Below are 24,921 nucleotides of genomic sequence, written 5' to 3'. Positions count from 1 at the left end.
CGGGCCCCGTTCAAGCGGGATGAGCTTTCCATTCTAACGCGGTTCGCGGCCCTGGTTCATTCCACGCTGGGTGGACGCTCCCGGAGGGCCAGGTGCCGGGCGAGGTGATCGCGCAGGGCGGTGAGCTCCTCCTGGCCGGTGGCGTCGAGCAGCGGCTTGCCGCGGGTGACCCGGCCGTGGTTGCCGTGCTCATCGACCAGGCGCTGGGCGCGGCGGCGGATGCCGTCGAGGGTCTCGTCATGGCGGATGGGGTAGCCGATGATGGTATTCCACTCGGTCTCGCCGACCCGGCTGTGCAGGGCGCGATCGATCAGGTCGAGCAGCTGGGCGGGTTCGGTTCGGTAGCGCGGGGTGCCGGAAAGCAGCAGCAGTGCCACCATGCCGCCGAAGATCAGCAAGCAAACAGCGAAGACGAGCAGGAAGAGGGCCATGGGCGCCACCAGAGAAGGATCCCATCTCAGAAGTGCCCCCGGGGAGGGCTCCTGAACCCACGTTTAAAATGAAAAAAATACTGCAATAACGTGGAGCGGGTGAAGGGAATCGAACCCTCGTCTTAAGCTTGGGAAGCTTCTGCTCTACCATTGAGCTACACCCGCTGGGCGGAATCGATAGTAAAACCAACCGCTTAGCCTTGCAAGCCGCGTCGCGCTCTTTTTCACGATTATGACGCAAGTGGCTGTTTTTGCACCGTGTTGCCGGCAGGCCCAGGGGCGACGAGCACGGGACGATGCTGGACCCGGCCAGAAATTTTCGCCCCTTCCCGAACTTTTTCTCGCAGCACTGTCTGAGTTAGCACAGGCAACAGCGCGATAGCAGTCGCTAACACTGTTGTTCTGGCTCGCAGTTTTTCGATCGATGCTTGGCCGCTTCCCCATGGAGGCGGCCTTCTTTTTGGGCACAGGATGGGCGGTGGCGGGGCCGAGACGGCCGCGCGCCTCGCCGGAGGGCCGGCGAGGCGCGCGGGAAGTCGCTCAGTGGTTGTGCTTGTGGCGCATGCTGAGAATGGCGTTGAGGACGTCGCGGCGCGTGACGATGCCCACCAGGCGCTCCTGTTCGACCACCGGATAGACCTTGGGCTTGCTGCCCAGCATCTCCTGGGCCAGGTCGGTGATGCTCTTGTTGGGCGTGACGGTGAGCACCTCGTGTCGCATCAACTCTCGAACCAGCGGCGGCTCCTCGTTCAGGTAGGTGCTCTCCAGCACCTTGCCGAGCACGTCCTGCTCCGAGATGAAGCCGATCAGGTGATCGCGCTCGTCGACCACCGGGACGCCGGGCAGCCTGTGCAGTGACAGCCCTTCGGCCAGGGTCGACACGGCGGTCTTGGCGGTGACCCGGTAGCAGTCACGGGACATGATCTCGCGAACGGTGGTGGGGGCCTTGTTGGGCATGGCGTATCTCCTTGTGCCGGTTCATCAGCAGCCCGGTTCGCCTTCAGCATAGTCGACCCTCGGCCGCTGCCGGGCGCGGCGGGCGTTAAACCGTCAACGCTGTGCAAGCCCAGCGGAACCCCAACCGGCGCCGCGACCTCCAAGAGAGCGTGCCCCCGACGAGACAGGAGCTTCCATGGATGCCCGCGAATACCTGGCCAGGAAGGGTCTCGACGGCGATCGCGACGCCGAGCGTCCCACCACCCTGGAGGAGAAGGCCTGGGCCCGGGCCCGCGAGGCCGGTGACAACCGGCCGCGCTCCGGTACGCCCCACGATTGGGAGGAGTGGGAGCGCTACCACGATGAGCTGGCCGACGGCGCCGAGACGCTGCAGCAAAAAATCGACCGCGAGGCGCACCGCCGGCTGCTCGAACACCCGCCGCCCGAGGGCATCGACGCCCACAAGGCCCGCGGCGCACGCCCTCCAGGCGAGGAGGAGGTGATGCCGTCTTACACGGCGCCAGCCCCGGACGAACCCCGCACGGCGCTGCTGGCCCTGGCCGTGCTGATGCCCCCTCTGGCGGTGGGGCTTGCGCGTGGCCCGGCCGGGAGGGTCGGGCGCTGCCTGCTGCTGACGCTGCTGGGCTGGGTCCCGGGGGTGCTCTATGCCTGGCGCCTGGTGACGCGGGGCATGCGCTGACATTTGCCGGGAGGAGCGGGCTAGACGGGGCTTGGCAGGGCCGGCGGCAGGCGTATAATCGCCGTCAACCTGTCTTGCTCCTGGAGTTGACCGTGGGCTATCTCGTCGGCGTTACCGTGCTGTGGGCCTTCTCGTTCTCGCTGATCGGCGTCTACCTGGCCGGCCAGGTGGACAGCTACTTCGCCGTGGCGATGCGGGTGGTGCTCGCGGCCCTGGTCTTCCTGCCCTTCCTGCGCCCGGGGCTGCTGCGCGGCCGCCAGCGCCTGGCCCTGATGGGGCTCGGCGCCGTGCAGCTGGGGGTGATGTACATCTTCTTCTATCAGTCCTTCCTGCTGCTCTCGGTCCCCGAGGTGCTGCTCTTCACCATCTTCACGCCGCTCTATATCACCCTGCTCGACGACGCCCTGTTCGGCCGCTTCACCCCCTTCTATCTGCTCACCGCGGCGCTGGCCGTGCTGGGCGCCGGCGTGATCCGCTACGACGGCCTCGACAGCGGCTTCCTGCTCGGTTTCCTGGTGGTGCAGGGGGCCAACCTCTGCTTCGCCCTGGGCCAGGTGGGCTATCGGCGCCTCTCGGCGGAGCTCCCCGACTCGCTGCCGCGCCACAGCGTCTTCGCCTGGTTCTACCTGGGGGCGCTGGTCGTCGCCCTGCCGGCCTTCGCCCTGCTCGGCAATGCCAGTGCGCTGCCCACCACCGGCGTGCAGTGGGGTGTGCTGCTGTGGCTGGGACTGGTGGCCTCCGGGGTGGGCTACTTCCTGTGGAACCTGGGCGCCACCCGGGTCGACGCCGGGGCCCTGGCGATCATGAACAATGCCCTGATTCCCGCGGGCCTGGTGGTCAACCTGGTGATCTGGAACCGCGACGCGGACCTCGTTCGCCTGGCGCTGGGCGGGGCGATCATCGCCGGTTCGCTGTGGCTCAACGAGCGCTGGCTCAGGCGCCGCGCGCCGCGGCCCGCCTGAGGCCGCCGCCAAGGCCGTTTGCCGGGGCGCAGGCCAGTGCCCATAATGGGCCGCTGCGATGCGAGAGGCCCGTGCATGCCATCCGACAAGAGTTCACCCCAGGGACGCGACGAGCAGGCGTCCTTCCGCAATATCGGTCTGATCGGCCGCCTGGGCAGCGCCAAGGTGGTCGATACCCTGAAGCGCCTGATCCGCTTCCTTGAGGAGCGGGGCCACCATGTGATCATCGAGGACCGCACCGCCACGGTGCTGCTCGACCACGGGCATGCCGAGTCGAGCCGACGCATGCTGGGTCAGCTGTGCGACCTGGTGATCGTGGTGGGGGGCGACGGCAGCCTGCTGGGGGCGGCCCGCACCCTGTGCCACAGCGGTACCCTGGTTCTGGGCGTCAACCGCGGCCGTCTGGGTTTTCTCACCGACATCTCGCCGGACGAGCTCGAGGCCCGCGTGGGCGAGGTGCTCGATGGCCACTACGAGGTGGAGGAGCGCTTCCTGCTGGATGCCGAGCTCTACCGTGACGGCACCCTGATGGGCAGCGGCGATGCCCTGAACGAGGTGGTGCTGCACCCCGGCAAGGCGGTGCGCATGATCGAATTCGAGCTGTTCATCGATGGTCAGTTCGTCTACAGCCAGCGCAGCGATGGCCTGATCATCGCCACGCCCACCGGCTCCACCGCCTACTCGCTCTCCGGCGGCGGCCCGATCATGCACCCCAAGCTCGACGTGGTGACCCTGGTGCCGATGTTCCCGCACACCCTCTCCAGCCGGCCCATCGTCATCGATGCGGCCAGCGAGATCCGCATCCACATCGGCGAGACCAACCAGACCTATCCGCATATCAGCTGCGACGGCCAGACCCGCGCCGTGGCCAAGCCCGACGATGTGCTGGTGATTCGCCGCAAGCCGCAGTGCGTCCAACTGGTGCATCCGCTCGGTCACAACTTCTTCGAGGTCCTGCGCAGCAAGCTGGGCTGGAGCAACCGCCTGGGAGACTGATGTGAGAACGCAGGCGAGACTCGAGGGATATGACCTGATCGGCGACGTGCATGGCTGCGGCGCCACCCTGGCGGCCCTGCTGGAGAAGATGGGCTACCACCAGCGAGGCGGCGTCTATCGCCACCCGCGGCGCCGGGTCATCTTCCTGGGCGACCTGATCGATCGCGGGCCGCGTATCCGCCTAGCGGTGCAGATCGCCCGTCGCATGGTGGAGGAGGGCGAGGCCCGGATCGTCATGGGCAACCATGAGTACAACGCCCTGGCCTACTGCCATCGCGCGCCCTCGGGACTGGGGCGCGAATGGCTGCGCGAGCATACCCCCCGCAACAACCGCATCATCAAGGAGACCCTGGAGCAGTACCGCGACCACCCCCAGGAGTGGGAGGAGGCGCTGGCCTGGTTCATGGAGATCCCGCTGTGCCTGGAAGAGGGCGGCCTGCGCGTGGTGCATGCCTGCTGGGATCAGGGATTGATCGACGAGCTGCGCAGGCGGCGCCCGGATGGCTGCATGGACGAGACCTTCCTGATCGAGTCCACGGCGCCCGGCACCGGCGCCTTTCGCATCCTCGATCGCCTGACCCGTGGCACCCAGATGCCGCTGCCGCTGGGCGTCGAGATCCACTCCGGGGATGGCTTCACGCGACGCAGCTTTCGCACCCACTTCTGGGCACACGACCCCGAGACCTGGGGCGACGTGGTGTTCCAGCCCGACAACCTGCCCGGTGATCTCGAGCTGCGGCCGCTGTCAGACGAGGAGCGCACGCGCTTGGCCCACTACGGGCCCGACGAGCCGCCGCTGTTCATCGGCCACTACTGGTGCGAGGGCATCCCGGCCCTGCCGGCGCCCAACGTGGCCTGCCTGGACTACAGCGCGGTGAAGTTCGGCCGCCTGGTGGCCTACCGCTGGAGCGGCGAGCGGGAACTCAATGCGGATCACTTCGTCTGGCTGCGGGTCCCCCGCGAGGAGCAGGTGCGCCCGCGGCCCTGGGAGATCACCTTCGAATGATCAGCGTAGTGGATACAAAAAATTACATCTTTTTTTCCTCGACGGCGTGAACTCTCCGCGTCACCCGCCCTCAGAGTAGGTGTTCCCTTGAATGATCCCTTGCTCTTGTCCGGCGGCCCCCTCCGCCGGACTTTTTCTTTGTGCGCGTTTGACACCCCCGTTTCCCCGCTTCAGGAGGCGCCATGTACCGGGTGATGCAGCTGCCCCCCGACCTCGACACCCGAGAGCTGCGACGTGCGCTCTGGGCTCACCGGATCGGCCATCGGATCACCGAGGAAGCCGAGGGGCAGACCCTGTGGCTGGCCGACCCTCGCCAGCAGCAGGAGATGATGCGGCTGCTGGCAAAGTGGCAGCGCGGGGAACCGCTGATGCCGAGGGAGCGGGGGGCGCGCTCGGCTGGGCTGCCGGCCGCTTCGCTGCTGACGCCGCTGCGTCTGGCGCCGGTCACCGCCGTGACCCTGGCGCTCTGTCTGGTGGTGTTCGCGGCCATGGCGGTGTTCGGTGATCGCGTGATCGCGGCGCTGGCCATCGTGCCCCTGGGCGTGATCAACGGCAGCCTGGCGGTGGGCAGCCTGGTCGAGGCGATGCTGGCCGGCCAGGTGTGGCGCCCGCTGTCGCCGGCCTTCCTGCACTTCGGCTGGATGCACCTGATCTTCAACATGCTGTGGCTGTGGTACTTCGGCCGCCAGGTGGAGGCGCTGCAGGGCAGCGGGCGCATGCTGCTGATCGTGCTCGCCGCCGGCATCGGCGCCAACCTGGCCCAGTACGCCGCGGGCACGGTGCTGTTCGGCGGCATGTCCGGCGTCGACTTCGCGCTGCTCGGCTACGTCTGGCTGATGTCGCGGCGGGCGCCCCACAGCGGCTTCTTCGTGCCCCAGATGCTGGTGGTCTTCATGCTCGGCTGGATGGTCTTCACCATGACCGACATGGCCGGTGCGGTGGGCTTCGGCAACGTGGCCAACGAGGCCCACCTCGGCGGGCTGGTCGTGGGCCTGGCGCTGGGCTGGTACTATTCCGAGCGCGCGCGCCGGCAGCGCTGACCTCGCCGTCACGACATCGCGTATGCACACAGGATGCACATAGAGAGACGACCCATGAGCGACATGACCTTCGAGCGCATGATCCAGCAGATGACCCCGGCCATCTACCAGAGCCTCAAGCAGGCGGTGGAACTGCGCAAGTGGCCGGACGGCCGACTGCTCAGCGCCGAGCAGACCGAGCTCTGCCTGGAGGCGGTGATCCGCTACGAGCACGAGAACAACGTGCCCGAGGAGCAGCGGGTGGGCTACCTGCAGCAGCGCACCTGCGGCGGCGCCAGCAGCGGTGCCGGCGTGGACCCCGCCCTGGCGGGCCTGGCCAAGGATGCCGGCCGTGGCTGAGTCCATCGCCGCGGCCGCCGAGGTACAGGGCTGCCTGACCAAGATGGCCATCGCACCGGGCGAGGCGGGGCAGCCGGCTCGCTATACCCTGCGTGCCGGCGAGCAGCGGCTCGATCTCAACGAGCGCCTGGGGCGGCCGCTCACGCTCGTCTGGACCGGTGCCATCGCCTGCACCCATTGCGGCCGGGCGACCAAGAAGAGCTTCGCCCAGGGCTACTGCTACCCCTGCTTCAAGAAGCTCGCCCAGTGCGATACCTGCATCATGAAGCCGGAGACCTGCCACTTCTTCGACGGTACCTGCCGCGAACCTGAGTGGGCCGAGCGTCACTGCTTCCAGCCGCATATCGTCTACCTGGCCAATGCCTCCGGCCTCAAGGTCGGCATTACCCGCGGCACCCAGGTGCCGACCCGCTGGCTCGACCAGGGCGCCGTGCAGGCACTGCCGATGTTCGAGGTCCAGACCCGCCAGCAGTCGGGCTTCGTCGAGACCCTCTTCAAGGAAGAGGTCTCCGACCGCACCAACTGGCGCGCCATGCTCAAGGGCGACACCGTCGAGATGGACCTGCCCGCCGAGCGCGACCGGCTGCTGGTGCGCCTGGAGAGCGGCCTGGCCAACCTGCGCGAACGCTTCGGGGAGGACGCCATCCGCCTGCTCGACGCGCCGCCGGTGACCCTCGACTACCCGGTGCTCGAGTACCCCACCAAGGTGGCCTCCCACAATCTCGACAAGACCCCCGAGATCGCCGGCACCCTGCTCGGCCTCAAGGGCCAGTACCTGATCCTCGACTCCGGCGTGATCAACCTGCGCAAGTACACCGGTTACGAGGTCAGGGTCGCCGCCTGAGCTATCCTGTCGGCACAGCCCACTGCGATCGCCGACAGGAGCCCCCATGAGCGAGACCATGCGCGCCATGCGCCTCCACGCCCCGGGAGAGCCGCTGAGGCTCGAGACCCTGCCGCGTCCGCAGCCGGGCCCCGGCGAGGTTCAGCTGCGGGTGCTCGCCTGCGGGGTCTGTCGCACCGACCTGCACGTGGTGGACGGCGAGCTCTCCGAGCCGCGCCTGCCGCTGGTGCCCGGCCACGAGATCGTCGGCGAGGTCACTGCCCTGGGGGAGGGGGTGACCGGCGTGGCGGTCGGGCAGCGCGTCGGCGTGCCCTGGCTGGGCTGGACCTGCGGCGAGTGCGCGCCCTGCCGGCGCGGCGAGGAGAACCTCTGCGAGCGCGCCGAGTTCACCGGCTACACCCGGGATGGCGGCTACGCGGAGTTTTGCGTGGCCGATGCCCGCTACTGCTTTCCCGTGCAGGGCGACGATGCCCAGGCCGCCGCGCCGCTGCTCTGCGCGGGGCTGATCGGCTATCGCACCTGGCGCCTGGCCGGCGGCGAGGCGCCCCGGCGGCTCGGCATCTACGGCTTCGGCGCCGCCGCCCATATCCTGATCCAGCTGGCGCTGGCTCGCGGCCAGCGAGTTTACGCCTTCACCCGCCCCGGCGACGCCGAGGCCCAGGCCTTCGCCCGGCGGCTCGGCGCCGCCTGGGCCGGCGGCAGCGACGAGATGCCCCCCGAGGCGCTGGATGCCGCCCTGCTGTTCGCCCCGGTGGGGGAGCTCATCCCCACCGCCCTTGCCCACGTGCGTCCCGGCGGGGTGGTGGTCTCCGGCGGGATCCACATGTCCGATATCCCGAGCTTTCCCTACCGGCTGCTGTGGGAGGAGCGCTCGGTGAAGTCGGTGGCCAATCTCACCCGCCGCGACGGCGAGGAGTTCCTGGCCTTGGCCCCCGAGGTGCCGATCCGCACCGAGACCCGCGCCTATGCGCTGGCGGAGGCCAACCGCGCCCTCGACGACCTGCGCGCCGGGCGCCTCTACGGGGCCGCGGTGCTGATTCCCTGACGCCTCTGGCGACTCTGGTAAGATGGGCGCCCCAAGTCAGGATGCCCCTGCCAGGAGTGGCCCCATGAGCGTGATCCCCGATCCTCTTCCCCAGCTCGACAGCATCGCCGCCGAGCGTGCCCTGCGGCGCCTCGACCGCCTGACCAAGCCACCGGGCAGCCTGGGGCGTCTGGAGCGGCTGGCCGTGGAGCTGGCGGCGATCCAGGCAGAGGCGCTGCCGCGGGTCTCGCCGCCCGCCATGCTGGTGTTTGCCGCCGATCACGGGGTGGCGGCCGAGGGCGTCTCGGCCTTTCCCCAGGCGGTGACCGCCCAGATGGTGGCCAATTTCACCGCGGGCGGTGCGGCCATCAACGTCTTCGCCCGCCAGCATGGGGCGCGGCTAGAGGTCATCGACGTCGGCGTGGCCACGCCCCTGCCCGATGGCACGGCCGACCACCCGCTGCTGGTGAGCGAGAGGGTTCGCCTCGGTACGACCAACATGCTCGAGGGCGATGCCATGACCCGCGACGAGGCACAGCAGGCCATGGCGGCGGGTGGGCGCGCCGCCGAGCGTGCCGCCGCGGCCGGCTGCCGTAGCCTGATCGTCGGTGAGATGGGCATCGCCAATACCACCGCCAGCAGCGCCCTGCTGGCGGCGCTGACCGGCAAGCCGGTCGCCGGCCTGGTGGGGCCGGGCACCGGCATCGACGACGAACGACTCGCCCACAAGCGGGCGGTGATCGAGCGCGCCCTGGCGGCTCGGCAGCCCGACCCGGCCGACCCCCTGGGAGCGCTGGCCGCGGTGGGCGGCCTCGAGATCGCCGCCATGGCAGGCGCCCTGCTGGTCGGCGCGAGCCACCGTCTGCCGCTGATCGTCGACGGCTTTATCGCCACGGTGGCGGCCCTCCTGGCCTGTCGACTCCAGCCGAGCCTGCGTAATTTCTTGATCTTCGGCCACCGCTCCCGGGAGCCCGGCCACGAGCTGGCGCTTCAGGCCCTCGATGCCCGCCCGCTGATCGATTTCGAGCTGCGCCTGGGCGAGGGCACCGGGGCGGCACTTGCCTTCCCGCTGCTCGACTCGGCCTGCCGCCTGCTGACGGAGATGGCCACCTTCGATGACGCCGGGATCGACGCGGCCCCATGACGGCCGGATTCACCGAGCTCGCCTTTGGCCCCGGGCTCACCCTCGACGTGGATGTCGACTGCATGCACCTGGCGGCTCCCCAGCCGCTCTGGACCCTGAGCAGCGCCCTGGTGGGCGGGGGGCTCGGCTGGCGTCGGCACTTCTGCAACTTCCACGTGGACAAGGCCTACGACGGCCGCGCGCCAGCCGCAGACCTGGCGAGCTGGCTGGCGGCGCGGGGCCTGCCGGAAGCGCAGAGCCTGGCCATGATGACCGCCGTGCGCCTCGAGCACCTGGCGCTGGCTCAGGACGAGGGCGTTCTGGTGGCGGTGACCGCCGGCGCGGGCAACGCCGTGGACATCGCGGCTCCGCTGGCCGGCGATCCGCGTCCGGTGGGCACCATCAACACCCTGGTCTTCCTCGACGCTCACCTCACCGATGGCGCCCTGGTCAACGCCTGCCTGTCCGCCAGTGAAGCCAAGGTCCGTGCCCTGCAGTCGCTGGCGGTGCGTGACCCCCACACCGGGACGCCGGCCAGCGGCACCTCCACCGACTGCCTGGCGATCGCCGTCACCCAGCGTGGTGCCGCGCAGCCCTACGCCGGCTCCGGTACGCGCCTCGGGCGCGAGCTGGGCCAGGCGGTCTTCCGGGCCACCCGCGAGGCGCTGCTGGCCTCCCGGGAGTGGCAGCGGCGGCGCGAGAGTCAGGAGGTGCCCCATGGCTGAACCGCTCTCCCTGGCGCTGCTGGGCCTGGTGCTGGCCGCCGTGGCGCTGGACCTCGCCATCGGCGACCCACGCCGCCTGCCGCATCCGGTGGTGGGCATGGGAGCGGTGATCGCTCGGCTGGAGCGGGCCTGGAACCATGGCACTCCCCGGGCGCGCCGGATCCGCGGCGCGCTGATGACGATCCTGGTGGTGGCGGGCAGCGGCCTGCTGGCCTGGGCCGCCATCGCGCTGCTGGCGCGGCTTCACCCCTGGCTGGGCTGGCTGGCGGAGTGGTGGCTGCTGGCCAGCTGCCTGGCCATTCGGGCCCTTCGCGATGCCGCCCTGGCGGTGGCCGTGCCATTGGCCAGCGGCGATCTTTCCGCCGCGCGCCGGGCGCTCTCCATGATCGTCGGTCGCGACACCGAGGGGCTCGATGAGGGGGAGGTGGCCCGCGGGGCGGTGGAGACCGTGGCCGAGAACACGGTGGATGGCGTCACCGCGCCGCTCTTCTTTGCCCTGCTGGGCGGCGCCCCCCTCGCGCTGGCCTACAAGGCGGTCAATACCCTGGACTCCATGGTGGGCTACCGCAGCGAGCGCTACCTTCACTTCGGCCGGGCCTCGGCGCGGCTGGATGACGCCGCCAACTGGGTGCCGGCACGGCTCACCGCCCTGACCCTCTGGCTGGGCGCGCTGTGTCTGGCGCGCTGGGAGCGCGGTCTGCGCACCCGGGGTGCGCTGACCGCCACCCGCCGCGAGGCGCCGCGCCATCCGAGCCCCAACAGCGGCTGGCCCGAGGCGATGGTGGCCAACCTGCTGGGCGTCCAGCTCGGCGGCACCAACCGCTACCGCGGCGAGGTCTCCGAACGGGCTCGGCTCGGTGTGCCCCATCAGCCGCTGGGCGCCGCCCATGTTCCGGCGGCGATTCGCCTGATGCACGGTGGCTGGCTGGGCTTCCTGGTCCTGCTGGCGGCGGCGGTGCTGCTGGGGGAGGCGGTCTCATGAGTCCCGAGGGCTTCGGCATGACGTCGGATGACTGGCCCCTGCACGGCGGCCAGCCGGGTCCGCTGCTGGCGCGCTTTGGGCTTGAGGATGACATGCCGCTGCTGGACGCCAGCGCCAACCTCAACCCCCTGGGGCCGCCGGCCTGGCTGGCCGGCTGGCTGGCGGAGCGGCTTCAGGGTGAGGCCAGCGAAGCGGCCCGCTACCCCGACCCCGACTACCGCGAGGCGCGTGAGGCCATCGCCGCCCATGAGGGGGTGGCCCCGGAGCAGGTGCTGCTGACCAACGGCGGCGCCGAGGCGATCTTCCTGGCCGCGGCCCTCCATGCCCGTGAGCGGCCCGGGGCGCCGGCGGCGATCGTCCATCCCACCTTCGCCGAGTATGCCCGGGCCTGTGCGGCCCAGGGGCTGCCGGTCAGGTCGCTCTGCCTGGCGTCGCCGGACTTTCACCTCGATGTCGAGGCCATCGCCACGGGACTGGGAGAGGCGCGGCTGCTCTTCCTGTGCCGGCCCAACAATCCTACGGCTACCCTGGTGCCACGGGCCGACGTGGAGCGCCTGCTGGCGCTGACCGCCGCCAGGGGCTGTCGGCTGGTGGTGGACGAGGCCTTCGTGGATTTCATCGGGGATGACAGCGAGGCGCTGACTCCGCTGCTCGCCGACCACTCGCACCTGGTGCTGCTGCGCTCGCTGACCAAGCACTTCACCCTGCCGGGGCTGCGCCTGGGCTATTTGCTGGCCGGTGCCGAGACGGTGGCGGCGGCCCGCGCCTGCCAGCCCGCCTGGAGCGTCAACGGCCTGGCCGCGGCGCTGGTGGCGCCGCTGCTGGCGGATAGCGACTTCGCCAGGCGCACCGAGGCCTGGCTCGCCGCCGAGCGGCCGCGGCTGGCGGCGGGGCTGCGTGCACTCGGCCTCGAGGTGGTGCCGAGCCGGGCCAACTTCTTCCTGGTTCGCCACCCGGTGGGGCGGGCGGCGACCCGTTGCTTGCTGCCGGCGCTGCTGCGCCGTGGCGTGCTGGTGCGTCATACCGAATCCTTTGCGGGGCTCGACGGCGGCTGGCTTCGCCTGGCCCTGAGTGACGCCGCGGCCAACGATCGCCTGCTGGCGGCCCTGGGCGCCGCCATGGCCGACATGGCACGGCCGGAGGCGGGCCGATGATCGCCTTCGTCAGCGGCGGCGCTCGCTCCGGCAAGAGCCGCCACGCCGAGGCGCTGGCCGGCGCGCTTCACGCCGAGCGCGGCGGCCAGCGCTGGTACCTGGCCACGGCGCGGGCCTCGGACGCAGAGATGACCGCGCGCATCGCCCGCCACCGTCGCGAGCGCGATGACGGCTGGCATACCCTGGAGGCGCCCCTGGCCCTGGCGGCCGCCCTGGCCGAGGTGGGGGAGGGCGACAGCGTGCTGCTCGACTGCCTGACCCTGTGGGCCAGCCAGTGGCTCTATGCCGGCGGTGGCAGCGAGGCGGAGGGGGAGGCGATGCTGGTCCGGGTGATCGAGGCGGCTCGGGAAAGGGATATTGCGCTGGTGGTGGTCTCCAACGACCTCAACGAGGACCTCCCTCCCGAGGACGCCGAGACCTGGCGTTACCTGGCCTTTCTGCAGCGGCTGCATGGCCGGCTGGCCCGGGAGGCCGACCGGGTCATCGAGGTGGTGGCCGGGTTGCCCATCGACTGGAAGCCTGCTGCAGAGCTCGACGAGGAGATCCTGCAATGAGAGACGCCCTTTTCGGGCTCGTGCTGGCCCTGCAGTTCCTGACCCGGATACCACTGCCCGTGGCCTGTCCCTGGAACGCCGCCACCTGCCGCTGGGCGTTGCGCAGCTACCCCCTGGTGGGGCTGTTGATCGGCGCCGCCCTGGCGGTTCTGGCCACCCTGGGGCAGGGGCTGCCCACTCCGCTGCTGGCGCTGGCGCTGCTCAGCCTGTGGGTGGCCCTCACCGGCGGCCTGCACCTGGACGGCGTCATGGACGTGGCCGACGCGCTGGGCAGCAATGCGCCCCTGGAGAAGCGCTGGGCGATCATGAAGGACAGCCAGGTGGGCAGCTTCGCGATCCTGGCCCTGGTGTTCCTGCTGGCCTGGAAGGGGGCGCTGATCTGGGCCCTGCTCGAGGCCGGGGCGAGCCCCTGGCTGTGGGTGGTGCTGCCGGCGCTGGCGCGCTTCGGGGCCCTCGCCCTGCTGCGCCTGGCACCCCTGGCGCGAAGCGAGGGGCTAGCCTGGACCTGGCGGCAGCACCTGGCGCCGCGGGACCTCGGGCTTGCGCTGCTGCCGCTGCTGATCGTCTTCGGCTTTGTGCCGGGCGGTGTCTGGCTGCTCGGCGCCCTGTGCCTCTTTCTGTTTGTCTACGGCCTCGCCATGGTGCGGGCCTTCACCGGCATCAACGGCGATATCGTCGGTGGCGCCATCGAGGGAGGAGAACTATGGCTGCTGTTCATCGCCTGGAGCTGGTGGTGGTTCGTCATGGCGTGACGCGCTGGAACCTTGACCGGCGCTACCAGGGCCAGCGCGACATCCCGCTGCTGCTGCCCGATGCCGTGCCGGACATGGACCGCTTGCGTGACCACCTGGCGGGCGAGACCTTCGACGCCCTGTACTGCAGCGACCTGACCCGCTGTCGGCAGACCCTGGCCCATGTGCTGCCGGGGAGTGAAGGGGCGGCGTCCTTCGATTCGCGCCTGCGCGAACTCGACTTCGGCGACTACGAGGGGCGCACCTGGGAGGAGCTCAAGGACGATCCGCGCTATCGCGCCTGGGTCGACAGCGCCGGCATGCAGGCGCCGCCCGGCGGTGAGTCCGCCGATGATCTCTGGGCGCGCCTCGAAGCCTGGCTCGAGGGCGTGCTGGCCCAGGCCGCCGAGCAGGGGCATCACCGCGTGCTGGCCGTGAGCCACGGTGGCGCTATCCGCGAGCTGCGTCGCCGCCTGGAGGCGACCGATTTCTGGGAGGGGGTCGTGGGCCAGGCCCAGGGGCGCCGTTTCGTGATCGAGAGCGAAAGAGGAGGCTGGCAATGCTGTGCATCATCGGCGGTGCCTGCTCTGGCCGACGCGCCCTAGTCGCCGAGCGCTATCCGCAGGCGGTCTGGCATCGGCTGGAGCCGGGAGAGCCTCCCGCGGACTGGGCCGGCCGTGCGCCGTCGGGCGGTGTCCTGGTGGTCACCGGCTGGGCGGAGTGGCTCAAGGCCCTGCTGGCCGCGACGGCCGATGACGAGGCCGTGCGCAGCGCCTGGCGGGCGCAGCTCTCGGCGCTGGACGAGCGGGAGCGAGAGGCGCAGGGCGAGGCGCTGCTGATCCTCGATGAGATGGGGTATGGCATCGTGCCCATGGCCGCTGAGGCTCGCCGCCTGCGCGACCTCAACGGCTGGCTTGCCCAGGAGGTCGCTTCGCGCAGCCGAGCGGTCTGGCAGGTGCGCCATGGGCTCTGCAAACAATTGAAATAGAATGGCTTTAAGTCAGGCGTTCGACTTTCGACGTTGACCCCGGGGCCGCGGGTTGCTAGCGTACGCGCACTCTCAGGTGCTGGCGGAGTGAGTGCCGCCAGGTAAACGGGAAGTCGGTGCGCGGTGCTCTTCTCAACAGCCCGCCAGTCCGACGCTGCCCCCGCAACGGTGATCGAGTCAAGAACCGCCATCACGCCACTGTGCCCACGGCATGGGAAGGCGGCGGTTCAGCAGGACCTCCGGCATCACGCCAGGCCCTCGCTCGTCAGTCCGGAGACCGGCCCGAGAGCGCATGCCGAATCGCGGAGGGCGGTCATCAGGCAGGGCATCGACCGCTCCGTTCGCGCCGCTTCCCTTCCTTCTGTTCCTCTGCACCGGCCCTCAAAAAAAAGCTGGACGCCGTGCGGGTGAGCACGGCGAAGCAAGGGACAGACATGAACACGATTTTTGCCTCCCGGGGCCTGGCGACCTTCGCCCTGGCCACCCTGCCGCTGGCCATTCAGGCCGCCGAGCCTCAGCTCGAGAGCCCGGCCGAAGCCACCGCCGAGGCGACCAGCCTCAACCCGATGGTCATCACCGCCGCCCTGGCGCCGCGCACCGCCGATGAGACGCTCGCTTCTGTCACCGTGCTCGACGAGGCCACCCTGCGCCGCCAGGATCCGGCGAGCCTTCCTGACCTGCTGCGCGGTCAGCCCGGAGTGGACGTGACCTCCAACGGCAGCTTTGGCAAGTCCAGCAGCGTGTCGATTCGGGGCACCTCGAATAGCCAGAGCCTTTTGATGATCGACGGTATTCGCCTGCGCTCCGCGACTCTGGGTGGCCCCGCCTGGCAGTTCCTCGACCCGCGGATGTTCGAGCGTGCCGAGATCGTGCGTGGCCCCCGCGGCAGTCTCTATGGGGCCGATGCCGTGGGCGGGGTGGTGCAGCTCTCTACCCCGGAAGGCGAGGAGGGCGCCCCCCAGCCGCGGGTCTCCGTGGGCGGCGGTTCCTTCAATACCCAACGCTACAGCGCCAGCCTCTCCGGCGGCAGCGGCGGCACCAGCTACTACGTTGCCGGCAGCCGCTTCGACACCGATGGCACGCCGGTGCGCCGCGGGGGCGAGGACAAGGGCTATGACAACACCTCGGGCCTGGTGCGGCTCTCCCATGCCTTCGAGAGTGGCGCCGAGGTGGGCGCGCTGGCGCTGCGGGCTCGGGGCAATACCGAGTTCGATAGCTTCGGGGCGCCGGCAGAGACCGACTTCGTTCAGCAGGTGTCCGGGGTCTACGGTGAAATTCCCGTCAGCGACACATGGCGCAGCCGCCTGACTCTGAGTGAGGCGCGGGACGAGAGCGATACCCTCGACGCCTTCGGGTTTTCCGTCTTCGATACCCAGACCCGAACGGCGCGCTGGGAAAACACCCTTGGCTTTGGCGTTCACGAATTGGTGGCCGGCGCCGAATATAGCGAAGACAGCATCAGCAGCACCAATGTCTACGACGAGACAAACCGCGACAATACCGCCGTCTTCGCCCAGGGCCTGCTCGACTTCTCCCCAGTCGCCGTCCAGGCTAGCCTGCGCTATGACGACAACCAGGCTTTCGGTGAGGAGGTCACCGGCAGTTTGGCACTGGGCTATGAGTTCGATGCCCACCATACGCTGAGGGCCAGTGTCGGCACCGCTTTCCGGGCGCCCAGCTTCAACGAGCTTTATTTCCCGGGCTTCAGCAATCCGGACCTCAATGCGGAGACGTCCGAGACCTATGAGCTGGGTGTTCGCGGGCAGTATCGCACCCTCTTCTGGGACCTGGCGGCCTACCAGAGCGATATTGATGAACTGATCATCAACGTTGACACAACGGGAGATGGTTGGGTCGATACGCCACAGAACGTTGCCAAGGCGCGTATTCGAGGCATTGAGCTCGCGACTGGGGCCGAAATCGACGACTGGACCCTGGCGGCGGCGCTGACCTGGACCGATCCGGAGAACCGGAGTGGCCTCAATGCGGGCAATCGCATCCAGCGCCGGGCCAGTCAGAGCGCCCGCTTCGACGTGGATCGCGCACTGGGCGACTGGACGCTGGGCGCGTCCTGGATTCTGCAGGGTTACCGCTATGAGGATGCCGCCAATACTGATCGCCTTAACGGCTTCGGGCTGGTCAATCTGCGCGCCGGCTGGGACTTTGCGCCGATGTGGTCGGCTCGCCTGACCGTGGAGAATGCCCTGGACAAGGAGTACGAGACCGCGCGTGACTATATCAACGCCGGCCGTGCGGCCTTCGTGAGCGTTCACTTTGGCCAGTAGCGGCCAGCTCAGCGGGGCCCTTGGCCCCGCTGCCGTCTTCTGCGCCTCGCTTGGCCTCGCCCTCGCGGGGCTGGGCGCGAGCGAGGCGCGCGCCGACTCCCCCTGTGCCGTCGATGACCGCGGCCGCGAGGTCTGCCTGGACGCGCCGGCCAGCCGTATCGCCGCGCTCTCGCCCGGGGCCACCGAGCTGACCTGGGCCGCCGGGGCAGGGGAGAAGGTAGTAGCGGTGGTGGCCTACAGCGACTATCCGCCCGAGGCCCGGGAGGTCCAATCGGTCGGCAGCCACACCCGCATGGACCTGGAAACCCTGGTATCGCTCGCGCCGGATCTGGTGATCGGCTGGATCACCGGCAACCCGGCGGAGCAGCTCGAGACACTCGAGGCGCTGGGGCTGCCGGTGTTCATGATCGAGCCGCGCACCGTCGAGGGGGTCGCCACTGCCATCGAGCGGCTGGCACGCCTGGCCGGCAGCGAGGCGGCGGGCGACGCCGAGGCCGCCCGCTTCCGAGAGGGCATGGCGGAGCTCGCCGAGCGCCACGCCAAGGCCGAGCCGGTGTCGGTCTTCTATCAGGTGTGGGACGAGCCCCTGATGAGCGTCAACGACGAGCACCTGATCGGCCAGGTGGTGACCCTGTGCGGTGGCGTCAATGTCTTCGGTGAGCTCTCGCGGCTGGTGCCGCGCCTCGACGACGAGTCGGTGCTGGCCGCCGACCCCGAGGCGATCATCGCCGGTGGCATGGGCGAGGAGAATCGCCATTGGCTCACCCACTGGGAGCAGTATCCGGGCCTGACCGCGGTCGCCCGCGACAATCTCTTCTTCGTGCCGCCCTCGCTGATCCAGCGGCCGACCCCGCGCCTGCTGGAGGGCAGCCGCATTCTCTGCGACAAGCTGGAGGTCGCGCGTGCCAGACGGTAGCCCCACTCGATGCGACAGCTGAGCCTGCCCCTGGGCCTGCTGCTGGCGGCGGCGCTGGCGGCGCTGGCGCTGTCGGTCAGCGTCGGCAGTGTCGGCGTGGCGCCTGGCGAGCTGTGGGCGGTGCTCCGCGGCGGCGGCGAGGTCCTGCCGCGCACCCTCATCCTCGAACTGCGGGTGCCGCGCTCGCTTGCGGCCTTCGCCGTCGGCGGCCTGCTGGCGGTGGCGGGTGCGCTGATGCAGGTGCTGCTGCGCAACCCTCTGGCCGACCCCTATGTGCTGGGACTCTCCGGCGGCGCCTCGGTGGGGGCGCTCGCCGCCATGCTGGGCGGCATGGGGGGGCTTATGATCTCCGGTTCGGCCTTCGGGGGGGCGCTGGCCTCGACCCTGCTGGTGTTCGGCCTGGCCCATGGCACCGGCAGCTGGACGCCGTCGCGGCTGCTGCTCACCGGGGTGGTGGTGGCCGCCGGCTGGGGGGCGGTGATCACCCTGATGCTGGCGGTGAGCCCCGCCGATCGTCTGCCCGGCATGCTCTACTGGCTGATGGGGGATCTCTCCTACGCGCGCACCCCCTGGCCGGCGCTCGTCATGCTGCTGGCGATCTGTCTGCTGGTGGTGCCCATGGGGCGCAGCCTCAACGTGCTGGCCCGCGGGCCGCTGCAGGCGGCGGCGCTCGGCGTGGCGGTGCGGCCGCTGGAGTGGGTCATCTATGTGGCCGCCAGCCTGCTCACTGCCATGGCGGTGACCATCGCCGGCAGCATCGGCTTCGTGGGGCTGGTGGTGCCGCATATGCTGCGCCTGGTGCTCGGCAACGACCAGCGCCTGATCCTGCCGGCCTGCGCCCTGGCCGGCGGCACCCTGCTGGTACTGGCGGATACCCTGGCGCGCACCCTGATCGCCCCGGAACAGCTGCCGGTAGGGGTGATCACCGCCCTGCTCGGGGTCCCTACCTTCCTCTACCTGCTCTACCGGAGCCGCTGATGAGCCGTCTCGATATCCGGGAGCTGGTCATCGATGTCCCCGCTCGCGCCGACGGCCGGCCGCTGACGCTGTGCGTCGAACCCGGCCAGGTGTGGGGGGTGCTGGGACCCAACGGGGCCGGCAAGACCACCCTGCTGCACACCTTGGCCGGGCTCAGGGCGCCGCGCCGAGGGGAGGTGCTGCTCGACGGCCGGCCCCTCGCCACCCTGGGCCGCCGCCGGGTCGCCCAGCGGCTGGGGCTGGTATTCCAGGAACGCCACGATGGCTTTCCCGCTACGGTGCGCGAGACCGCCCTGATCGGCCGCCACCCCTGGCTGTCGCCCTGGCAGATGGAGGGCGGTGAAGACCTGCGCCTGGCCGAGGCGGCGCTGGCGCGGCTCGATGTCGACCACCTGGCCGACCGCCTGGTCAGCACCCTCTCCGGCGGCGAGCGCCAGCGCCTGACCATCGCCACGGTGCTGACCCAGGCGCCGCGCCTCTGGCTGGCCGACGAGCCCACCAACCATCTCGACCTGCACCATCAGACCGAGGTCATGGCGCTGCTCGCCGGCGAGGCCGCCGCCGGCCGGGCGGTGATGATGTGCCTGCACGACCTCAACCTGGCGGCGCGCTGGTGTGACCACCTGCTGCTGCTCTATCCCGACGGCGAGGCGTGCTGGGGGAGGGCGGACACCATGCTGGTGCCCGCCGCCCTGGAGCGGCTCTACGGCCAGCGCCTGGCCACCGCCGAGGTCGACGGCGCCCCCGTTTTCGTCCCCGTGAGGTGATATGACGTCAATGATTCGCGGCGAGTGCCATGCCGCCCTGATCACCGCCCCCGGCTCCGGCCAGGGCAAGTCCATGGTCACCGCGGCGCTGGCGCGGCTGCACCGCAATGCCGGCCGCAAGGTGAGAGTGTTCAAGCACGGCCCGGACTACCTGGACCCCATGGTGCAGGAGGTGGCCTCGGGCCAGCCGGTGTACCAGCTGCATCCCTGGATGACCGGCGAGGCCGAGTGTCGCTGGCGCCTGGCCGAGGCCGCTCGGGAGGCCGACCTGATCCTCGTCGAGGGCTCCATGGGGCTCTTCGACGGAGCCCCCTCCAGCGCCGATCTGGCGATCCTGGCCGGCCTGCCGGCGCTGCCGGTGATCGACGCCTGGGGGATGGCCCAGACCTTCGGTGCCGTGGCCCAGGGGCTGGCCAACTACCACCCCGAGCTCACCATCCACGAGGTGATCGCCAACCGCATCGGCAGCCCCGGTCATGGCAAGCTGCTCGCCGACTCCATGCCGGAAGGGCTGACGCTGCTCGGCGCCATTCCGCGTCACGCCGCCATGGCGATTCCCGACCGCCACCTGGGCCTGGTGCAGGCCTCCGAGCTTGCGGAGCTGGACCGGCAGCTGGATGCCGCCGCCGAGGTGCTCAAGGAGGCCGGCCTCGACCGGCTGCCGGCCAGGGTGACCCTCGAGGCAGCGGCCCCCGAGCCGCCACCGCGGCTGCTCGAGGGCGTGCGTATCGGCGTGGCCCGCGACGACGCCATCGCCTTTCTGTATCGCGCCAACCTCGACCTGCTCGAGGCCATGGGTGCCGAGCTCGCCTTCTTCTCGCCGCTGGCCGATGACTCGCTGCCCGCCTGCGATGCCCTCTGGCTCCCCGGTGGCTACCCGGAGCTGCATGCGGCGAGGCTTGCCGCCAATGTGCCGATGAGAACGGCGATTCGCGCCCACCACGCCGCCGGCCGGCCGATCCTGGCCGAGTGCGGGGGGCTGATGGCCTGCGTGGAGACCCTGGTGGATGGCGACGGGCAGGCCCATGAGATGCTGGGGCTGCTGCCCGGCACCGCGCGCATGGCCGGCAAGCTCACCGCCCTGGGGCTGCAGTTCCTGGCCACCGATCGGGGCGAGCTGCGCGGCCACACCTACCACCACTCGCGACTGGAGACCGCCGCCGAGCCACTGGGGCGTACGCGCAAGCTGGCCGGCAGCGAGGCAGAGGCGGTCTATCGCGAGGGCAGCCTTACCGCCAGCTACTTCCACGGCTACTTCCCCTCCGCCCCGGAGGTGGTCGCCGCCCTATTCCGGGGTGAGCCGCTTACGCCTACCGCCAAGACCGGAGAATCACCATGAAAAAGGTCGATCCGAAGCGCCATGCCGAACGCATGGCCATCAAGCAGCAGATCATGCAGGCGCGCATCGAGGCCGCCGACAAGGAGCAGGGGCTCCTGCTGGTGCTCACCGGCCCCGGCAAGGGCAAGAGCAGCTCCGGCTTCGGCATGCTGGCGCGGGCACTCGGTCACGGCATGAAGGTGGGCGTGGTGCAGTTCATCAAGGGGGCCTTCAGCACCGGCGAGGAGGCCTTCTTCCGCCAGCTGCCCAAGGTGACCTACCACGTGATGGGCGAGGGCTACACCTGGGACACCCAGGATCGGGAGCGCGACATCCAGACCGCCGAGGCCGCCTGGGAGGTGGCGCGGGACATGCTGGATGACCCGAGCGTCGACCTGGTGCTGCTCGACGAGCTCAATATTGCCCTGCATTACGGCTACCTGGACCTCGACCGGGTGCTCGACGACCTCCAGGCACGGCCGCCGATGCAGCATGTGATCGTCACCGGCCGCTATGCTCCCGAGGCGCTGGTCGAGCTGGCCGATACCGTCACCGAGATGAAGGTGGTCAAGCACGCCTTCAAGGACCAGGGAGTAAAGGCCCAGAAGGGCATCGAACTCTAATCCCATGGCGACATTGATGATTCAGGGCACCACCTCGGATGCCGGCAAGAGCACGCTGGTGGCGGGACTGTGCCGGGTGCTGGCGAGGCGCGGGGTCTCGGTGGCGCCGTTCAAGCCGCAGAACATGGCGCTAAACAGCGCGGTGACCGCGGACGGCGGCGAGATCGGCCGCTCCACGGCGCTGCAGGCGCTGGCGGCGGGTGTGGCGCCCCACAGCGACATGAACCCGGTGCTGCTCAAGCCGGAATCGGATCGTGGCGCCCAGGTGATCCTGCGCGGCCGGGTCCACGGCCATATGGATGCCCTGGACTACCACGCCTACAAGCGCGAGGCGAAGGCCACGGTGATGGCGGCCTGGGAGGCGCTATCGGCGCGCTTTGACGTGATCATCGCCGAGGGGGCCGGCAGTCCGGCGGAGATCAACCTGCGCGAGAACGACATCGCCAACATGGGCTTCGCCGAGGCGGTGGACTGTCCGGTGGTGCTGGTGGGCGATATCGACCGCGGCGGCGTCTTCGCCCAGCTGGTGGGCACGCTCGAGCTGTTGAGCGAGCGCGAGCGGGCGCGCACCCGCGGCTTTGTCATCAACCGCTTCCGCGGCGATATCGCCCTGCTCGAGCCGGGGCTCGACTGGCTGGCCGAGCGCACCGGCAGGCCGGTGTTCGGCACGCTGCCCTACCTGCAGGGGCTGCTGCTGGACGCCGAGGACAGCATCGGCCTCTGCGGTCGCCAGTCGGGCGAGCCGGCGCTCCGGGTGGTGGTGCCGGCGCTGCCGCGCATCAGCAACCACAACGACTTCGATCCCCTGCGGCTGCACCCCCGGGTCGAGCTCAGCTTTATCGGCCCGAATCAGCTTGGGTCCGGCCGGGAGATTCCGCCGGCCGACCTGATCATCCTGCCGGGCAGCAAGAGCACCCGAGCCGATCTCGCCTGGCTGCGCGCCCAGGGCTGGGAGGAAGCGATACGGCGCCATCTGCGCTACGGCGGCCGGGTGCTCGGCATCTGCGGCGGCTTCCAGATGCTCGGCGACTGGATCCACGACCCCGAGGGCCTGGAGGGGCCGGCAGGCGCCAGCAAGGGGCTGGGGCTGCTCGAACTGGAGACGCACATGCTGCCCGGCAAGCGGCTGCGCAACGTCGGCGGCCGCCTGCTGCCCGAGGGCGTGCCGGTCGTCGGCTACGAGATCCACCAGGGGGGCAGCGAGGGCCCGGCGCTGGCGCGGCCCTTCTGCGAGCTGGCGGGACAGCCCGAGGGCGCCGTGAGCGAGGATGGCCGGGTGATGGGCAGCTACCTGCACGGGCTCTTCGATAGCGCCGAGGCGTGCGCGGCGCTGCTGGCACGCTGCGGCCTGGCGGAGGAGGGCGCCGTCGACCTGGCTGCCCATCGGGAGGCGGAGCTGGATCGCCTGGCCGACGCCCTGGAGCAGCACCTCGATATCGCCGCCATCGAGCGGCTGTTGGGGCGCTGAGGCGGGGCGTCTCGTGCGAGCCTGGCCTCGCTACCCCTGCTCCACGTAGGCGCCCATGGCGCGCATCCGCGACTCGAAACTTGCCACGTTGTCGACCAGGTCGTCGGGGCCGAAGGCCACGCACTCCGCCAGCAGCACCTCGATCAGGGTGATCGCCGAGAGGATCGAGGGGAAGAAATGCGGGGTGGCATTGGCCACCGGGAAGGTGATGGTGGCCCCCGGCACCAGCGGCGAGCGCATGGTGTCGGTGACCACGATGGCGCTGACCCCCGCCGCCCGGGTGATCTCCAGCGCCCGCATGGTCTCGGCGCAGTAGGGCTCGAAGCCGAAGGCCACCACCACGTCCCCCTCGCCGAAGGGGGCAAGCTCGGTCAAGAGCCCCCCCTCCTGGCCGCGGATCAGCTGGATATTGGGCATGGCGATACGCCCCACGTAGGCGAAGTGGTAGGCGCAGGCGAAGGTGTCCCGAAACCCCACCACGGCGATCTTCTCCGCGGCCAGCAGCCGCCTGGCCGCCTCGCGCACCCGTGCCTGGTTGTCGGCGGTGAACAGTCGGCCGATGTTGTCGAAGGCGGCGTCGCCCACGTCGAGAAACACCTGGTCGTCGGTCTGGCTGGCCAGGCTGCGCAGCTGGCTGGCCCGCCCGGAGAGCTCCACGGGGCCGGCCTGCACCGCCGACTGGAACACCTCCCTGAACTGCTCATAGCTCTCGAAGCCCAGCCGCTTGGCCAGGCGGACCAGGGTCGAGGCGGTCACCTCGGCGGCGGTGGCGGACTTGCGTATCGATTGGAAGGCGATCTCTACCGGGTGCTCCAGCACATAGCCGGCGGCCAGCTTCAGCTGCGGGCTGAGCTCCGGGTAGGCCTCGGCGAGCTCACGGTTCACCGCATCCAGCCGGGCGGGGCCGCTGTCGGTGTCCGGCGCGTTGTCGTCGCGTGGATCCTGTTCCAGCACGCTGATCTCCTGGGTTGGGGTGGCGCGGGGGCGCCATTGTACCCGATAGGCGACGCTGCTTGATGAAACATTTGTTCCTGGATGTGAATTATCCCGGTACGCACGTGTTGACCCCGATGCGACCTTTGGCTAGGATGCGCGGCAGAACAGGTGTGCTGCAAATCATTCGATAATGGCACGTTTGTTTCCTTGGCGATGGACCATCGCCGCTGATTATCGAAGTCGTTTGCCAAGCCTAGAGAGTGCCCTCCATGAGCCAAGCCGAGTACGAGACCCTGATCCTTCGCCGCCACGGCCAGGTCCAGGAGATTCGCTTCAATCGCCCCCATCGCCTCAACGCCGTCACCGAGGCGCTCTACGCCGAGCTCAATGACGCCCTGACCCGCGCCGAGGCGGACGGCGAGGTGCGCGTAGTGGTGCTTACCGGCGAGGGGCGCGCCTTCTGCGTGGGCGCCGATCTGAAGGAGCACAAGGAGGGGCGCACCGCCTTCGACCGCCGCCAGTACCTGCAGGGGGAACAGATCGTCTGCAAGCGCCTGATGCAGATGCAGACGCCGGTGATCGCCGCGGTGAACGGCTTTGCCCTGGGCGCCGGTGCCGAGCTCGCCATCGCCGCGGACTTCCTGCTGATGGCCGACAGCGCCCAGATCGGCCTGCCGGAGGTCTCCATCGGCAACTTCCTGGGCGGCGGCGTGACCTGGCTGCTGCCGCGCCTGGTGGGCCTGGCCAAGGCCCGTGAGCTGGTCTTCCTGGGTGAGCGCATCGATGGCGCCGAGGCCGTGCGCATTGGCCTGGCCAACCGCCACTACCCCGACGAGGGCTTCCTTGACGCCGCCCTGGCCTTCGCCGAGCGGGTGGCCAGTAAGGCGCCTTTCTCCATGGCGCTGGCCAAGGAGCAGCTCACCTTCTCCGGCGAGCGCACCCTGGATGCCTGCCTGGCCGCCGAGCTCGAGGGGATGACCTTCGTCGGCACCACCCGGGACTGGCAGGAGGGCGTCGACGCCTTCGCCGAGAAGCGCGTCCCGCGCTTCCAAGGCAAGTAGGCCCGTGCCTTCCGCCCCCCGTGAATCCCCCGGC

27 protein-coding genes, 1 tRNA gene and 1 riboswitch are annotated in these 24,921 nt (G+C 70.0%); of the genes, 24 read left to right on the top strand and 4 right to left on the bottom strand.

Annotated elements, in window-relative coordinates:
- Window positions 1-56: 56 nt before the first annotated feature.
- From D1793_RS01525 to D1793_RS01515, 3 genes are all read right to left on the bottom strand, one after another.
- The gene (locus tag D1793_RS01525; protein WP_119020575.1) at window positions 57-431 is read right to left on the bottom strand and encodes a hypothetical protein; all 375 of its coding nucleotides are present in this window, start codon (window positions 429-431) and stop codon (window positions 57-59) included.
- A 91-nt stretch (window positions 432-522) separates the two neighbouring features.
- Window positions 523-596: transfer RNA gene (locus D1793_RS01520), tRNA-Gly, on the bottom strand.
- Between the two features lie 375 nt (window positions 597-971).
- Window positions 972-1,388 (bottom strand): CBS domain-containing protein, encoded by a 417-nt coding sequence (locus D1793_RS01515; protein WP_119020574.1) that lies wholly within the window; start codon window positions 1,386-1,388, stop codon window positions 972-974.
- Window positions 1,389-1,563: 175 nt separating this feature from the next.
- On the opposite strand from D1793_RS01515, the gene D1793_RS01510 reads away from it, so the two are divergent.
- The 23 genes from D1793_RS01510 (at window position 1,564) to D1793_RS01400 (ending at window position 22,890) form a co-directional block, all read left to right on the top strand.
- The gene (locus D1793_RS01510; protein WP_119020573.1) at window positions 1,564-2,067 is read left to right on the top strand and encodes a YqaE/Pmp3 family membrane protein; all 504 of its coding nucleotides are present in this window, start codon (window positions 1,564-1,566) and stop codon (window positions 2,065-2,067) included.
- A gap of 92 nt (window positions 2,068-2,159) precedes the next feature.
- On the top strand, window positions 2,160-3,029 hold the full coding sequence (locus tag D1793_RS01505; RefSeq protein ID WP_119020572.1) for a carboxylate/amino acid/amine transporter: 870 nt from the start codon (window positions 2,160-2,162) through the stop codon (window positions 3,027-3,029).
- Window positions 3,030-3,104: 75 nt separating this feature from the next.
- On the top strand, window positions 3,105-4,025 hold the full coding sequence (locus D1793_RS01500; protein WP_119020571.1) for an NAD(+) kinase: 921 nt from the start codon (window positions 3,105-3,107) through the stop codon (window positions 4,023-4,025).
- 1 nt (window position 4,026) lies between these two features.
- A complete protein-coding gene (locus D1793_RS01495) occupies window positions 4,027-5,031 on the top strand; it encodes a metallophosphoesterase (RefSeq protein WP_119020570.1) in 1,005 nt (334 codons plus the stop codon).
- Between the two features lie 182 nt (window positions 5,032-5,213).
- Entirely contained in the window at window positions 5,214-6,071 is an 858-nt protein-coding gene (locus D1793_RS01490) for a rhomboid family intramembrane serine protease (RefSeq protein WP_119020569.1), read from the top strand.
- A gap of 54 nt (window positions 6,072-6,125) precedes the next feature.
- Window positions 6,126-6,410 carry a DUF1315 family protein gene (locus D1793_RS01485; protein ID WP_119020568.1) on the top strand — a complete coding sequence of 95 codons (285 nt, stop codon included), beginning with the start codon at window positions 6,126-6,128 and terminating at the stop codon, window positions 6,408-6,410.
- Entirely contained in the window at window positions 6,394-7,254 is an 861-nt protein-coding gene (locus D1793_RS01480) for a DUF2797 domain-containing protein (protein ID WP_240407751.1), read from the top strand. The genes D1793_RS01485 and D1793_RS01480 overlap by 17 nt, the downstream gene beginning before the upstream one ends.
- A gap of 46 nt (window positions 7,255-7,300) precedes the next feature.
- Window positions 7,301-8,299, top strand: coding sequence for a zinc-dependent alcohol dehydrogenase family protein (locus D1793_RS01475; protein ID WP_240407750.1), 999 nt, complete (start codon window positions 7,301-7,303; stop codon window positions 8,297-8,299).
- Between the two features lie 64 nt (window positions 8,300-8,363).
- Window positions 8,364-9,422, top strand: coding sequence for a nicotinate-nucleotide--dimethylbenzimidazole phosphoribosyltransferase (cobT, locus tag D1793_RS01470; protein ID WP_119020567.1), 1,059 nt, complete (start codon window positions 8,364-8,366; stop codon window positions 9,420-9,422).
- A complete protein-coding gene (locus D1793_RS01465) occupies window positions 9,419-10,126 on the top strand; it encodes an adenosylcobinamide amidohydrolase (protein ID WP_119020566.1) in 708 nt (235 codons plus the stop codon). The genes cobT and D1793_RS01465 overlap by 4 nt, the downstream gene beginning before the upstream one ends.
- Window positions 10,119-11,108 carry an adenosylcobinamide-phosphate synthase CbiB gene (gene cbiB, locus D1793_RS01460; protein ID WP_119020565.1) on the top strand — a complete coding sequence of 330 codons (990 nt, stop codon included), beginning with the start codon at window positions 10,119-10,121 and terminating at the stop codon, window positions 11,106-11,108. The genes D1793_RS01465 and cbiB overlap by 8 nt, the downstream gene beginning before the upstream one ends.
- Window positions 11,105-12,262 (top strand): threonine-phosphate decarboxylase CobD, encoded by a 1,158-nt coding sequence (gene cobD, locus D1793_RS01455; protein WP_240407749.1) that lies wholly within the window; start codon window positions 11,105-11,107, stop codon window positions 12,260-12,262. The genes cbiB and cobD overlap by 4 nt, the downstream gene beginning before the upstream one ends.
- A complete protein-coding gene (locus D1793_RS01450) occupies window positions 12,259-12,816 on the top strand; it encodes a bifunctional adenosylcobinamide kinase/adenosylcobinamide-phosphate guanylyltransferase (protein WP_119020564.1) in 558 nt (185 codons plus the stop codon). Before cobD ends, D1793_RS01450 begins: the two co-directional genes overlap by 4 nt.
- Window positions 12,813-13,568, top strand: a complete 756-nt coding sequence (locus tag D1793_RS01445; protein WP_119020563.1) for an adenosylcobinamide-GDP ribazoletransferase — start codon at window positions 12,813-12,815, stop codon at window positions 13,566-13,568. Before D1793_RS01450 ends, D1793_RS01445 begins: the two co-directional genes overlap by 4 nt.
- Window positions 13,520-14,152 carry a histidine phosphatase family protein gene (locus D1793_RS01440; RefSeq protein ID WP_119020562.1) on the top strand — a complete coding sequence of 211 codons (633 nt, stop codon included), beginning with the start codon at window positions 13,520-13,522 and terminating at the stop codon, window positions 14,150-14,152. The genes D1793_RS01445 and D1793_RS01440 overlap by 49 nt, the downstream gene beginning before the upstream one ends.
- A complete protein-coding gene (locus D1793_RS01435; RefSeq protein ID WP_119020561.1) occupies window positions 14,107-14,535 on the top strand; it encodes a bifunctional adenosylcobinamide kinase/adenosylcobinamide-phosphate guanylyltransferase in 429 nt (142 codons plus the stop codon). The genes D1793_RS01440 and D1793_RS01435 overlap by 46 nt, the downstream gene beginning before the upstream one ends.
- A 57-nt stretch (window positions 14,536-14,592) precedes the next feature.
- Window positions 14,593-14,836: riboswitch (cobalamin riboswitch) on the top strand.
- 133 nt (window positions 14,837-14,969) lie between these two features.
- Window positions 14,970-16,820 carry a TonB-dependent receptor gene (locus D1793_RS01430; protein ID WP_119020560.1) on the top strand — a complete coding sequence of 617 codons (1,851 nt, stop codon included), beginning with the start codon at window positions 14,970-14,972 and terminating at the stop codon, window positions 16,818-16,820.
- Entirely contained in the window at window positions 16,810-17,736 is a 927-nt protein-coding gene (locus tag D1793_RS01425) for a cobalamin-binding protein (protein ID WP_240407748.1), read from the top strand. Before D1793_RS01430 ends, D1793_RS01425 begins: the two co-directional genes overlap by 11 nt.
- A 9-nt stretch (window positions 17,737-17,745) precedes the next feature.
- Window positions 17,746-18,714, top strand: a complete 969-nt coding sequence (locus tag D1793_RS01420; protein ID WP_119020559.1) for an iron ABC transporter permease — start codon at window positions 17,746-17,748, stop codon at window positions 18,712-18,714.
- Window positions 18,714-19,481 carry an ABC transporter ATP-binding protein gene (locus tag D1793_RS01415; RefSeq protein ID WP_119020558.1) on the top strand — a complete coding sequence of 256 codons (768 nt, stop codon included), beginning with the start codon at window positions 18,714-18,716 and terminating at the stop codon, window positions 19,479-19,481. Before D1793_RS01420 ends, D1793_RS01415 begins: the two co-directional genes overlap by 1 nt.
- Before the next feature lie 10 nt (window positions 19,482-19,491).
- Window positions 19,492-20,820 carry a cobyrinate a,c-diamide synthase gene (locus D1793_RS01410; RefSeq protein ID WP_119020557.1) on the top strand — a complete coding sequence of 443 codons (1,329 nt, stop codon included), beginning with the start codon at window positions 19,492-19,494 and terminating at the stop codon, window positions 20,818-20,820.
- A complete protein-coding gene (gene cobO, locus D1793_RS01405; protein ID WP_119020556.1) occupies window positions 20,817-21,422 on the top strand; it encodes a cob(I)yrinic acid a,c-diamide adenosyltransferase in 606 nt (201 codons plus the stop codon). The genes D1793_RS01410 and cobO overlap by 4 nt, the downstream gene beginning before the upstream one ends.
- A 4-nt stretch (window positions 21,423-21,426) precedes the next feature.
- Complete coding sequence (locus tag D1793_RS01400; RefSeq protein ID WP_119020555.1) at window positions 21,427-22,890, top strand: cobyric acid synthase; 1,464 nt, start codon at window positions 21,427-21,429, stop codon at window positions 22,888-22,890.
- A gap of 30 nt (window positions 22,891-22,920) precedes the next feature.
- On the opposite strand, the gene D1793_RS01395 is transcribed toward D1793_RS01400, so the two are convergent.
- Window positions 22,921-23,844: a MurR/RpiR family transcriptional regulator gene (locus tag D1793_RS01395; RefSeq protein ID WP_240407747.1), complete on the bottom strand. Its 924-nt coding sequence runs from the start codon at window positions 23,842-23,844 to the stop codon at window positions 22,921-22,923.
- A 251-nt stretch (window positions 23,845-24,095) separates the two neighbouring features.
- Here D1793_RS01395 and D1793_RS01390 point away from each other — a divergent pair, with 251 nt between their 5' ends.
- Window positions 24,096-24,887, top strand: a complete 792-nt coding sequence (locus D1793_RS01390; protein WP_119020554.1) for an enoyl-CoA hydratase/isomerase family protein — start codon at window positions 24,096-24,098, stop codon at window positions 24,885-24,887.
- The last annotated feature ends 34 nt before the right edge of the window (window positions 24,888-24,921 follow it).

It is taken from the genome of Halomonas sp. JS92-SW72, from assembly GCF_003547075.1.
Lineage (GTDB): Bacteria > Pseudomonadota > Gammaproteobacteria > Pseudomonadales > Halomonadaceae > Halomonas > Halomonas alkalicola.
The sequence above is the reverse complement of the archived record's forward strand: the minus strand, read 5'-3'. Positions and strand labels throughout refer to the sequence as shown.